Source organism: Scytonema sp. NUACC21, from assembly GCF_054684315.1.
Genome location: NZ_BAAFZH010000084.1, coordinates 1 through 12964, shown reverse-complemented (window position 1 = coordinate 12964; position 12964 = coordinate 1). Strand labels below are relative to the sequence as shown.

Annotated in this window: 7 protein-coding genes and 1 pseudogene; 4 read left to right on the top strand and 4 right to left on the bottom strand. The window is 42.2% G+C overall.

Annotation, left to right across the window (positions count from 1 at the left end):
* The first annotated feature begins 176 nt into the window (after window positions 1–176).
* Entirely contained in the window at window positions 177–1643 is a 1467-nt protein-coding gene (locus ACYRY3_RS20010; RefSeq protein ID WP_460203366.1) for an aminotransferase-like domain-containing protein, read from the top strand.
* A gap of 92 nt (window positions 1644–1735) precedes the next feature.
* Here the strand turns inward: ACYRY3_RS20010 and ACYRY3_RS20005 are convergent, their stop codons facing one another.
* The 3 genes from ACYRY3_RS20005 to ACYRY3_RS19995 form a co-directional block, all read right to left on the bottom strand.
* Window positions 1736–4639: a PAS domain-containing hybrid sensor histidine kinase/response regulator gene (locus ACYRY3_RS20005; protein WP_460203365.1), complete on the bottom strand. Its 2904-nt coding sequence runs from the start codon at window positions 4637–4639 to the stop codon at window positions 1736–1738.
* 142 nt (window positions 4640–4781) lie between these two features.
* Complete coding sequence (locus ACYRY3_RS20000; RefSeq protein ID WP_460203364.1) at window positions 4782–5264, bottom strand: cupin domain-containing protein; 483 nt, start codon at window positions 5262–5264, stop codon at window positions 4782–4784.
* 167 nt (window positions 5265–5431) lie between these two features.
* Window positions 5432–7360, bottom strand: coding sequence for an alpha-amylase family glycosyl hydrolase (locus tag ACYRY3_RS19995; protein ID WP_460203363.1), 1929 nt, complete (start codon window positions 7358–7360; stop codon window positions 5432–5434).
* 359 nt (window positions 7361–7719) lie between these two features.
* Here ACYRY3_RS19995 and ACYRY3_RS19990 point away from each other — a divergent pair, with 359 nt between their 5' ends.
* Both ACYRY3_RS19990 and ACYRY3_RS19985 read left to right on the top strand, forming a co-directional pair.
* The gene (locus tag ACYRY3_RS19990) at window positions 7720–7920 is read left to right on the top strand and encodes a hypothetical protein (protein WP_460203362.1); all 201 of its coding nucleotides are present in this window, start codon (window positions 7720–7722) and stop codon (window positions 7918–7920) included.
* Between the two features lie 220 nt (window positions 7921–8140).
* Window positions 8141–9016, top strand: a complete 876-nt coding sequence (locus ACYRY3_RS19985; RefSeq protein ID WP_460203361.1) for a HEAT repeat domain-containing protein — start codon at window positions 8141–8143, stop codon at window positions 9014–9016.
* Window positions 9017–9157: 141 nt separating this feature from the next.
* Here ACYRY3_RS19985 and ACYRY3_RS19980 read toward each other — a convergent pair whose 3' ends face one another.
* Window positions 9158–12289 (bottom strand): MFS transporter, encoded by a 3132-nt coding sequence (locus ACYRY3_RS19980; RefSeq protein ID WP_460203359.1) that lies wholly within the window; start codon window positions 12287–12289, stop codon window positions 9158–9160.
* A 565-nt stretch (window positions 12290–12854) separates the two neighbouring features.
* On the opposite strand from ACYRY3_RS19980, the pseudogene ACYRY3_RS19975 reads away from it, so the two are divergent.
* Window positions 12855–12964: pseudogene (locus ACYRY3_RS19975) on the top strand (high light inducible protein); the annotation flags it as partial.

Below are 12964 nucleotides of genomic sequence, written 5' to 3'. Positions count from 1 at the left end.
GCTTCACTGAAGAATTGTTGATAGGGAAGGTACAGTTTTAGCTGATTTGTACTAGAACAGTTATGCGTCTTGACAACTGTTCTAGTAAAAATTCACCAAACTGTACTAGATCGAGAAAGAAAAAATCGCTTATAGTCCAGTAGTAGTGATGTTGTAATCTTTCAACACTGGGCTTTATGAAGATTTTGTTGGAACGGCAATCAACCAAACCTATTTACTTGCAGATACGCGATCGCATCAGTCGTCTCATAAAATCGGGCGTACTGCAAGCGGGCGATCGCCTTCCTTCAATTCGCTCATTGGCAGAAAGTTTGCAAGTGAATAAACTCACAATTATTGAGGCTTACAACGTTTTAGAAGCAGATGGAATTATTTCTGCCCGTCAGGGAGCAGGTTACTTTGTCAATTGTGTCAATCGTGCCTCTGCTAACTTAAAATCAACATTTGCTCCAGTTCAAAACGTCATTATTCCCGAGCAAAACAGAAGTAGTTTTTTTGATATGTACACGGCTACAGTACAAGCACAAACACAGCCTGGAATGATTAACTTTGGTTGTGGCTTTCCTCATCCGCCAAAAGATATAGATTTAATTGGGAGACGAGCACTAAGACAAACTCCCGATCGCTTGTTTAAATACGACTTGCCTGAAGGACAGCTCGCACTTCGCAGGCAAATTGCTCAAATGTTAATACAGCAAGGGATGGAAGTATCGGCAGAAGATTTGATTATTACTAATGGTTCAGAGCAAGGGCTATCATTGGCATTGCATTATTATTTACAACCAGGTGACTGGGTAATTGTGGAATCTCCCACATATTTTGGTGCTCTTGCCACCCTAGAAAAATTAGGGGCGAAAATTATCGGTATTCCCATGACTGCTCAAGGGATGAATTTGGATTTATTGAAGAAATATCTAGAGAGCCATCGCCCAAAACTTATTTACACTATTAGTACTTTGCACAATCCTACAGGAATCACAACAACACAAGCACATAGGCAAGAATTATTAGCGCTAGCAGAGAAATATGAGTGTCCAATTTTAGAAGATAATGCTTATGAAGGATTAAATTTTGAACCCGTTCCAGCACCAATAAAAGCCTTTGATAAAAACGATTTAGTCATCAATTTAGGCACATTTTCTAAAACTTTAATGCCTGGGTTAAGAGTTGGTTATATGGTTGTAACTGGGAAACATTTTCATGCACTTCTCGAACGAAAATTACTTCACGACCTTCACACATCTACTATTTCGCAAGCAATAGTCAGCGAATACTTAGCATCCGGGCATCTCCGCCGTCACCTTAACCGACTTCGCACAGAAAATCTCCACACTCGTGATGTCATGTTATCAGCGCTACAACGTCACTTTCCCCAAGAAGCCAGGTGGACAGTACCCAATGGTGGATTATTTCTTTGGGTGCAGTTACCAGAGCATACTCCCATTCAAACAGTTCGCCTTGAAGCTTTGTCGCAAAAAGTTCTGGTTACTTGTCATACGGTCTTTTTCCCAGACAGGCAGGGTTATCCTGCTATGCGGTTAACTTTCACTCCTTCTCCGGAAGAAATTGAGCAGGGTGTCTCTGTTTTGGGTAAATTACTGAAGAAATACCTTCACAAAGGTTGTGAAAGGATTGCTGTGTAAAACTTAGCCTTACTCATGAGGAATGACTAAGGACAACCATCTCCAGTTGGGTTTTTTTACGGTCATACTGAGTAGCTTAAGATGTCAGCGATCTACCCTGTCAGACAACTATGTAAGGTTTGTAATAAATCTTGTTCTGTGTAGGGTTTTGACAAAAATGCTGTGGCTCCAGCATCCGTTGCCAATCGAGCGTTTGAGGCAAGCCCACTAAAAGCAATAATCTTGACTTGTGGATTGATTCTTCGCAGAGTACGGATAGCAGTTGAACCATCCATAGATGGCATCATCATATCCATTAACACAGCACTAATTTTAGTTGTATTCTGGGCATATACTGAGATTGCATCAATTCCATCGCTGGCAGAAAGAACCTGATAGTTGTGCGTTTCCAGTATTGCTTTGAGAACTTCTCGAATGGAAGTTTCATCATCAGCAACAAGTAAATACTCTCCCTTCCCGCGAGGTAAGTCTCGATTTTCTACAGCTTTTACGTCTAAGGTTCCCATCGCTGGTAAAAACACTTGAAATTCGCTTCCTTTCCCAAGTTGACTCTGTACAACGATGAACCCACCATGATGCTTGACAATACCAATAACAGTTGACAGACCAAGCCCGGTTCCCTGACCAACTTCTTTCGTTGTAAAAAATGGCTCAAAAATGCGATCGATGATTTCTTCAGAAATTCCGATACCTGTATCGCAAACCTTAATAACTACATAGTTACCAACTTTGGCTTCAAGTTGCATTTTAGCATAAGTCTCATCAACAAAGAGATTTTGGGCGCAAAGACGCAAGCTACCTCCATTAGGCATTGCATCACGAGCATTAACGCAAAGATTCATAAAAACTTGGTGGAGTTGAGTGATATCAGCACACACAGTCCATAAATCTGTTGCAATATCTGAATCAACATTAATATTCTTTGGAAAAGTTTGCTGAACAATCTGCTTTACTTCTAACAGCAAATGTCGAACCTGAGTTACTCTACGTTCACCTTCGACTCCACGGGTAAAAGATAGTACTTGTTTAACTAACTCCGCTCCACGTTTGGAATTTTTCTCTAAAATTTGTACAAGTTCTTGAGTGAGTTCATCAAAATGAGAACTTTTTCGTTGCAGTAATTGAGCTGTGCCCAAAATAGGAGTCAAGATATTGTTCAGGTCATGAGCAATACCACTTGCTAATCTACCAATACTTTCCAGCCGTTGATCGCGAAGAAATTGCCGTTCCAAAAGTTTTTTTTCGGTGATATCTGTATTTACAATAAGGATGGATTTAGGATTACCTGCTTCATCTGTTACTAATGTCCAACGACTGGCGACAATAAACTCTTTACCACTTTTTCCAATCTGCTGCAACTCGCCTTGCCATTCACCTTTTTCCATCAGTGTTTTCTTAATTTGTAAAAGCTGCTCTGACAAAGTTCTTGTTCCATATATTAACTCTAAAGGATTCCTGCCAAGGATATCTTCACTTTTCCACCCGTAAAGTCTTTCTGCACTCGTATTCCAGAACAAAATTTTGTTTTTTAAATCTGTAACGAAAATTGCATCTGTTGCAACACTCAGTAAGGCAGCTTGTTCGCGAATTTTTTGTTCTGCCTGCCTGCGTTCTAACTCACCTGCAGCACGAGATGCAAAAATTTGTAGCATTGCAACAGTCGTTTGAGGGTTATCCAACGGCTTGCGGTTCAGAACAACCATTAATCCAAGAACACATCCAGAGGAATCAATTAAGGGTGTTCCAACGTAACTCTCGATCGCCATTTCTGCTAAGAAACTGTCTTGAGGAAATTTTTTCTGAATGTCTTTGGCATAATAACACAGCTCTTGTTCTACCACCTTTTGACAAGGGGTATTTGCCAAGTCGTACTCAAAGTTATCTACATGTTTGCCGTCAGCATAGGCAGCAATGGTTGTCACTTTCTGATGTGTTTCACCTATTAACGCAGCAATAAACGCGTAGTCTGTTTTTAAACTCTTCGCTAAGTATTGAACCAGTGAATGGAAGAATGCATCTCCAGTCGCAGCTGACACACCTTCAGCAATGTTTCGCAGCACTTCTTCTGCCTGCTTGCGTTCATTGAGTCTAGCTTCCGATACTTGCAACGCTTCTTCAAGCAGCTTATGTTTGGTAATGTCTACACGCAATAGAGAAAGCCCGGTGGCAAATGGATAAACCCGATTTTGAAACCAGCATTGTTGAGCGGTATCATAATACTCAAACTCAGTCACAACTTGCTCTGCCATTGCTCGATGAAACTCTCGATCTAGCAGAGTACCAATTGCTTGCGGATATAACTCCCAAATGCTTTTCCCAAGTAACTCTTCACTGGATTTGCCGAATGTATCAATGGCTTTATTGTTAATATAACTCAAGCACCACTGGCGATCGAACATCATAAATTCATCGCTGATACTCGCAAGAACTCTTTCTAAATTTGCTTGTGCTGTCTGTTCCTCGTCTCCTAACTCTCTTTCACTACATTGGCTTAAAATCTTCTCGGTTGTTTCCGCAGCTGTAATAAGAATACCGCCAACCTTGCCAAACTCATCCCAAATAGGAGCATAGGAAAAAGTAAAATAACACTCTTCCAAGTAACCATCTCGATTCACAACAAGGAGCCGATCTTTGAACCACGTTGCCTCTCCTGTTGCCATAACCTGATTTAGAAGAGGGCTGGCAAAATCCCAAACTTCCTGCCACCATTGTTCTGCTTTCTGTCCTAAAGCTTTGGGATGTTTGTCACCTGCAATTGGAATATAAGCATCGTTATAAAATTGTACGTATTCCGGTCCCCATAAAATTTGCATGGGCAAATTTGAGGAGAGTAGAATACGCAGTGCCATTTGAAGACTCTGAGACCACTGTTTGATTGAACCAAGAGGGCTTGCTAACCAATCATGTGCTTGCATGAGGGCACCCATGTTACCGCCACCAGCGAAAATATTTCCTGGTGTCGTTGCTTTGACTTCACGTTTTACGGGTTTTGTCATTAGCTAGTTACCCCCAGACTATCCAGCTAATCAAGTCCATAGGGATTTAATCATACCTTACAATACTTTTTGTTTTACTTTACACCTAAGTATGTGCTGTTTTCACTACTACCTATATTTGAAAATTGTCAAGCCCAATCGCTCATTTCATGCGTGTTGTTGTTCCGTCTGGATAAACTAGGTTCAAAGGATGCTCAAATGGCACCCAAGGATTGTGAATAGCGTGGACGAGCAAGGGGTCTTTACCCCCAATAAAAGTGTGAAAAATGCCTCTTGGCATATATACTACATCCCCCGGTATCAATTCACTCTCGATTGTTTCCTCACCGTTTTGTGCCAGAAAAACTCCCCCTCCTTCAAGAACTGTAATAATGCGATCTGAAATTGGATGGCTGTGCATTTCAAGGTCTTCTTTTCCTTCTGGAGGAAACTGAATAACAAGTTCTCCAATTTTTCCAGGAGTTATCTCGATCAGCTTAGCTCGCATACACTCATGTTTTACCCACGGCAGGCGATCGTGTTTTGGAGAAGGCAGATTTTCTGTGCCAATATGTTGTATCATTTTACCCGCCTGCCAGTACCGTTCAGTAATTTCACGAATCTCATCTGCTATCAAGCTGTTCATTTCCGAATCCTTTTGGAACTACAGAGTTAACACACAAGACATATTAATTAATAATTTACGTGCTGCATTCAATACCTGTAAATAACTAGATCGGTACAAATCAATTGGGGATTTAGACCCCAATTGAAACATTCATTGTTAAGAGTTTCCTGTTCTCCGTGAATATACTAAGACTCGCGTCCTTGTGCCCAAGTATCGCGCCATTTAACAGTACCTTCTTTTGCAATTACCCAACGACGGGTCATCAGGTTTTCCCGCAGGGGCGATCGCCCTTCTCGTAAAAGAGCGTATTTATAGCTAATCAATTTACCCGCGCTTTCATTAAAGGGTATTTCACCAAACCATGTATTTTCGTTGATGTACTCAAGATAATATGCTTTCGCAATATCCCAGTTACCCAATTCCGGGCAATCTCCAATGACAACGACGCTTTCACCAGGCTGAGTTTGCACCCCATTGAGTTGGGCTCGTACAATGGTTTGCCCCTTCACTCGCTCTCCAACACGACTTAAAACAATAACACCGTGCGCCTCAAGTTGTAAGTTATAAATTTTACCATCTTTCACTTCGTACTTATTGCGAGTCATCACACAGGTGTGTTCTCCATCAGGTAGGTCTGTGACTACCTCTGGTATAGTGACAGATTCGCCTCTGTTGAGTGCAACAAAACACAGCGAGTCGCGATAGCGTCTTACATAGCAATAAACATCAGGGGTGATGTATTTTTGCCATTGGCTACCCATTGATACCGCAGGATTAAGCCGTCTTAAGCCAGATAACAGTCTAATATAACGATAAATTTCAGTATCTATATCCCACTTGTCCATCATTGGGCGGTTGTAAGGGTCTTGACCACCATTCGTGTCGTCATGTAAATATTGCTCTGTACCGTAATATATACAGGGAATTCCACGAGATGTCATAATCAGAATAATCGCCAGTGTTAACCGCGCAGGATCGGAATTCAAAGATTGAAAACGAGGCATATCATGATTGTCAATGAAGGTAACGAGTTCTGTTGCCCCGTTGTATTTATAATCTAGATTAAAAATATCTTGAATCAGATGAAACCCCGCATCTGCATTTTCAGCCAACGCTTGCCGAATGGCTACACACAACCCAAAATCTAAAATTGTCATGCCAGAGTTGTTGGCAAATTCGACGGAGCGATCGTCACAGGGATGGCTAAAAATCCATTCCCCAAAAATAAATACATCTGGTTTGTGATTGTACATATCACCAGTGAACTCCTGCCAAAACCAGATGGGCATATGCTTAACAGTATCTACCCGCAGAGCATCTACACCCCGGTCTAACCATTGTTTAATGGCTGACTTTATGTAGTTCCGGTACTCGATATTGTTTTCGTTGAAGGTCGCTAGACCCGCTAGCTCGCAGTTCTGCACTTGCCATTCGTTTTCCCAATCTTGTACTTCACCGTAGTGGTGATACCAATGAGCATCATCATCATTAAAATCAGCTATTTTGACTCCATCGTCGTATAGTTCACCCTTTCGACCACTGATATCAGGACTACTGTGGTTACAGACAATATCCAGCACTAACTTCATTTTGCGCTTGTGCAGTTCGTCTATTAACTTATCAAATGTTGTATTTCTTGTGTCTTGAGTTTTGTTTAAAGAAGGTTCTTCTTCTGTAGCAATAAAGCGGGGATTAATCCGTTTAAAGTCCCTTGTCCAGTAACCATGCATCGCAGCATTGCCAACAAATAAATCTTCAATTTGCTCAAATAGGGGAGTTAACCAAATCCCAGTCACTCCCATGTTTTTCAAATAATCTAGTTTGTCAATCACACCCTGTAAGTCCCCACCCCAGTACTTACCCCAATCCTGTCTGGTAGGATCGTACAGTTCCGCATTTGTACCTGTGCTGTTCTCTGGATCTCCATCATAAAAGCGATCGACCACGATAAAGTAGAGAGTTTCCTGACGAAATTCAATATCCCTTGTGAAAAGGAACTCTAAGTCAATTTCTGTCTCGGATGGAGTTGTTTCTATGATGGCAGAGACTTCTGCATTTACATCTTCTACCTTGTACTGATCTTCGGAAAACAGTGAAGGAGGAGTGTTTACCATATTAACTTACGTAAATTCACAGAACTTGGGTTTGCATTTTCGCAAGTAATGTATTTATATACACATTACTTAACTATTGTTAATATTATCTAATCTATCTTTCGATTTAGTATCTATCTTTAGCAAGACAGATGTTTGGAATTTCCGTATTTTTTAGCAAAAGTAACCTGGGTTTTCACAATGACAGCTTTTTTTGCTTTATTTGAGTAAAACTTACAAAAAAAAATAGGTATTTAGAGTTGAGTAAAGAATTGTATTGGTTTGAGAACTATTATGTTGGTTGTATATCTGATACCTATCTAGGTTCATATACTAGATACATTCCTATCGTTGCTCAATGAGCATTTGGAGGTCCCAAAATGGTTCACACATATGAGGTGTTAGTCGATATTAAAGAGTTTTCTGAATTGGCAAATAATACCTTTCAAAGCGGGACGAGACGTTACGAAATAGATGCAGAGTCAAAAGCAAAAGCTGATAGAATAGCACGCACTCAAGCAAGGAGCGATCGCCCACAAGGCATAGAATATGATGTTAGGGTAACAAGACTTCTTAGATAAAGTAGATAAAATTTTTAATACAGTAAAAACCCCGCTTGAATTTCAGTATTTCAAGCGGGGTTGTTGTTAATTAGTTAAGCTAGTCATTTGTCATTTGTAAAAATTTTAGTGCTGAGGCACTTTAAAGCTCTCTTGCCATCAATACACCCATCGCTTACAGTAGGGAGAACAGCCGTCCTCCTACGGATTTGATAACGTGGATAAATAAATTTGCCAAATCATGTCCAAGATGAGATACGCCCATCAACTACGCTTTAATGTTATCGCATCCAAAATCGTTATCGCTTTATTCTGCCTGACATTATCTTCACTAGTGACAAAAACGACTTGGGCACAATCACCAACCGAGACACAAATTAGCTTTTATATTCAGCAGTTAAAAAATCCCCAAGAGCAAGCTGGTGCAATAGATGATTTAGTCACTGTTGGTAAACCTGCTGTTCCAGCTTTAATACAAGCTTTGCAGGATAGCGACCCCCAAGTGCGTGGCAGTGCTGCGATCGCTCTTGGTAAAATTGGCCCAGATGCAGCTCAAGCGGCACCGGCTATACTGCGGATGATAGATGACAAAGATCCGACGGTTCGTTTCCATGCAGTCCAAGCTATTAACAAAATTGGCAAACAAGCTTATGTACCTCACCTCATAGCTGGTTTAGATAGTGCAAAGTCATGGGAACGCTATAATGCAGCTCATGGTTTACGTGCTATGGGAAAAGATGCTGCACCTGCTGTACCGACACTAATCAGAAAGTTACAGGATAAAGAAGATGTTTGGATGCGTGTGAGCGCAGCTTCTACTTTAGGTAGTATCGGTACAGCCGCTACACCCGCTGTGCCTATCTTAGTTGCTCGTTTGCAAGATACGGATATTACAGTTCGCCATAGCGCCGCTTATGCTTTAGGTACTATCAGTTCAAAATTACATAAGGATATTGATGAGTTACCTATAAAAGAATTAGACATGGTTATCTCAAACTTGGAAGAAGCGCTGAAATTTGTGCAGAATCCCTCACTACAATTCCGCCCAGAAGCAGTGACGTCTGTGAGCGAACCTCTCACTATATTGAAGAAAGAAAGAATGAATCGTGTTAGGTAATCGGTTAATTGTTTTAAAAAACCTATGCTCTTGTAGAGACGCGCCATGACGCGTCTTTACAAAACTTACTACATTTTAAAATAAAAAAGCCTCCCTTTTTAGAGAGGCAATTATCAGGTAAGCGGAGACAATTTTGTCAACCTATGAAACAACTACAGCGACTGCTCCCCCAATTGCGGAGAAAACTGCTGAGACGAGGGCTGTAGTAAACAACCACCAAGCTGCAGATGCTGCTGCTTTCCTGGTTTCTTCTGCTTGGCGTTGTGTTTGACGCTTCACTTCTTCCAAGCGTCGTTGAGCTTCTTGCTGTATGCGTTCTGCTCTTTGTAGGACACTATTACGCGCCTTTTCAACTTGGTCGATGATGCGGTTGGCATCTTCTTGTGAGATATCTTCACGGGAACTCAGGATTGCCACTAAGGTATCGCGGTTGAATGACCCTAAGCGATCGCGCAATGCTTCAAACCCGGCTTGTGGGTCATCAAACAATTTGCGAATATCACGCTTAATACCATCATAGTTGAGTTCCGGACGATCCAGAGAGTTTAGGTAGGCGCGAATGCGGGCAAAAATTCCATCAATAACATCTTGAATGCGTCGTTGGATACCCCGCACTTGTTCGACAAACTGATCCCTCACAGAAATCATGGTGTCTGCAATCCGTTCCGCTTCCTCATCACTCAAGTCTTCCCGCAGCTTTAGGAGGGTGATGATGGTAGAACGGTCAAATTTGGAGAGACGATCGCCGAAACTTTCTAAACCCACTTGCGGATCGTGCAACAACAATTGTAAATCGCGCTTAATACCTTCGGGGTTTAATTCTTCTTTGCCACTGAGGCGCAAGTATTCTTCCAAATAGGTTTGGAAATTTTGTACTCTTTGCTGTGTCCGAGTGGCAAGGCGGCGGGGTGTACGTAGTATATTCCGAAGGGTAGATTGGACTGAATCAACAACTTGATTGACTTGTTCTTCACTCAAGTCTTGGCGTTGACTCAATAACTTCACCAACGTATCTCTATCTACTTGAGATAAACGACGCCGCAGTGCTGTAACTCCTTCTCTTGGATTTTGCAACAACCTGTTAAGGTCCCGCTGAATTCCTTCGGGGTTCAGTTCATCTTTGCCAGTGTTCCGCAAGTAATCTGTAATTGTGGTTGTGATGGAGTCGTATTGCTCCTTTGCTTTATCTGCTACGGTTTTTGGAGCATGGCGAATGTTATGCCATGAGTGCTCCACAGTATCCAAGATACGATTTGCTTGGTCTTCACTCAGATCCTGCCGTTGAGCCAGTAGTTTTACCAATGTGTCGCGGTCAAAGCGAGACAAACGAGCCCTAATTGCCTCCGCCCCTGCTTGTGGGTCATCAAGCAATCTTTTCAGCTCGGCCCGGATAGCATCAGGATTAAGTTCATCTGTGCCAGTATTACGCAAATAAGACTTTAGATTCAACCATAATGTTTCGGCTTGATATCTTGCCTGTTCTGCAACTCCTTGGGATTCAACCAAAACTCGATCTCGCTGCTTTTCCAACTGGTCAACTATTGTGTCTGCTTCTTCTGGATATATATCATTCCGCTCTAATAGTATTTCCCGCAGTTCCTGGCGGTCAAACTGAGCCAGTCGCCGAGTCATGGTTTCATAATCTGCGTCTTGGTCTTCCAACAGTGATTTGAAATCTCTTTGGATACCTTCAGCAGTCAATTCTGATTTAGGTGTCACCAATAGATAGCTTTCTACACGACGTTGCAAGTCTTGTACTATCTCTCTTTCCTCTTCAGCGGTGACTGCAATCAACACTTCTTGGCGGACTTCTTCCAAGCGAGCGCTAATGCGCTGAATTTCGTTTTGAGTGAATAGACCCCGCTGTTGCAGAATATTAGCAAAGTCATTACGAGATAGTTGCTCTAACTCTCGCCGCACCGTTCCAGGGTCAGCGGCTGGATCGTAAATGACATCGCGAAACTCTTGGGTAGCTCTATCGGAATTGAGTTGCCAGCTGTGGGCGTTGAGGAGGTAGTGTTCTACATCAGCACGAATGGGGCTGTAAGGTTGTTTTGGTGTGGGTAAACCCAATTTATCAGCTTGTTCGGAGACTTTATCTTTAGCAGACGAGAGGGCACCTAAAATTTTTTCTACATCTAAGTCAGATAAATCTGCGCGTCCCATGACAACACCAGTCAGCGCTGTGATTGCCTGTTGGATTGTCCGCTGAATTGGACCGGGAGTGGCTTCTTGAGTTGACCTTTGGTTTGCGTCTTTTGTAGAGCGCATCTCTTCCATCAGCCGATCCAGCTTGGCATTGAGTTCATCAGTCCTGCTGTGTCCCGATGGTAGGGATTTGAGATAGTCAATCATCTCAGCCAAGCGATCTTGCACTGGCTGTTGTTGACCTACCACCTGCTGCCAAACACCATATAATGTGTCGGCAATGCGGTTCACATCCCGTTTGGAGAGGTCGGTACGACTGCTGACTAAATCAACAAATTGTTGCCGATTTATATTGCGGAGTGCTGCACCACCTGCTGCTGTACCACCAGCGATCGCCAGTAGTTGTGGGTCTCTAAGCAAATTTTCAAATTCACCCCGAATTTTAGATAGATCCAGTTCTGGAGGACGAACCATATCTAGATAATCCTCCACTCTGTCACGAAGAGTAGCGGGGTCAATTGCGCTGCCCAACTCCCGACGCACGGCGGCGGCGGCGGCTTCAGCAGTTGATACCACCTGCTGATTGACAACTTTTGCTCCGATTGCGGCGGTAGCAGTCCCCATAATTGCCTGTAAGCCGGAAGTTGCTGCGTTAACTAACGAGCCAACTAAGGAACCCACCGTGGTTGAACTCACCCACACCAGTAATAAAAAGTACGCTCCCCAAATCACCAACCCGAGAATTGCTCCCAGCCCTGGAGTTAAATCCAAAAGACTGAGTCTTACTGCTAAGAAACAAGCAATGGCAAGAGCAATAGTCACGGAAATGACTGTCCACATCCCCAATGCCGTACCTATTTTGCGAATCGTGCCACCTAAACTTTCAACTTCGCCATTATCTTTATCTCCATTTGAGTCAGATGAATGCCCCAAGTAGGAAATACCTGCGGCAACGGAGAGGTTCGTTAAAACCAGTTGTAGGGCGAAAGCCAGGATCACACCGGAGATTAAAGCGAAAAAAAAGCGCGGTCCGAAAGTGATGTCTGGCTGGTTAACAACTGGCTCCTGTGCCACCCAAAAGAGCGATTTATAGAGTGCCAGTGCTACGTGCGTACTATGAAACATCCTATTTCCTTCCTCGTATAGCTCAAGTCGGTGGGGATTAAAATTAACATGAGAATTAATTTTGTATGTTGTAATACCCAACTCTTTATGCTTAGAATCCTGGAATTCAGGTGTTCCAAGCATCTCTCCAAAGTTTGAACATACCCTACAGCGAGAGATAGAAGTTTTTTTACTTAATGAAATCAAAGTTAAGGATAAAGTTTCAAGGTCAATAAATATAGATTGATTTAGTCTTCTTTCTGGATTTTTTACCTTTTTTTGTTTTAAATGTGATTTCTTAATGTTTTTCCTTATTAGATAACAGGAATTAATACCCCATAGTCCTTCTCTATTAGGGAATTGGGGAAAGTTCAATCAAGAGTTTGTCATCATCGTTACATTTATTTATAATTACTTTTTTTGCACTGTCTCTAGGTGGATTTATCCAATAAAACACAGACCCGAGAATCGTCCAAGAGAGATGGCTATAGTTTGTTCCCATTGGCGGAAAGCACCAGAGTTCTCAGTAGCTACATTTAAGTTAAGAAATAAAAAGCTAAAAAACAAATTAAACGAGGTCAAAATAATGGAAAGCCGTCCCGCTACTGATTTACCACCTGTCGCAAAAGAATACAACGGTGTAGACCGCAATGCTTTTCTGTTTGGCTGGAACCCTCAAGCCGAACTGTGGAATGG

What these genes read in the sequence shown, in the direction of transcription:
- ACYRY3_RS20010 (WP_460203366.1), top strand. Translation starts at nt 177, where the DNA reads ATGAAGATTTTGTTGGAACGGCAATCAACCAAACCTATTTACTTGCAG.
- ACYRY3_RS20000 (WP_460203364.1), bottom strand. Translation starts at nt 5,264, where the DNA reads ATGAACAGCTTGATAGCAGATGAGATTCGTGAAATTACTGAACGGTAC.
- ACYRY3_RS19995 (WP_460203363.1), bottom strand. Translation starts at nt 7,360, where the DNA reads ATGGTAAACACTCCTCCTTCACTGTTTTCCGAAGATCAGTACAAGGTA.
- ACYRY3_RS20005 (WP_460203365.1), bottom strand. Translation starts at nt 4,639, where the DNA reads ATGACAAAACCCGTAAAACGTGAAGTCAAAGCAACGACACCAGGAAAT.
- ACYRY3_RS19980 (WP_460203359.1), bottom strand. Translation starts at nt 12,289, where the DNA reads ATGTTTCATAGTACGCACGTAGCACTGGCACTCTATAAATCGCTCTTT.
- ACYRY3_RS19990 (WP_460203362.1), top strand. Translation starts at nt 7,720, where the DNA reads ATGGTTCACACATATGAGGTGTTAGTCGATATTAAAGAGTTTTCTGAA.
- ACYRY3_RS19985 (WP_460203361.1), top strand. Translation starts at nt 8,141, where the DNA reads ATGTCCAAGATGAGATACGCCCATCAACTACGCTTTAATGTTATCGCA.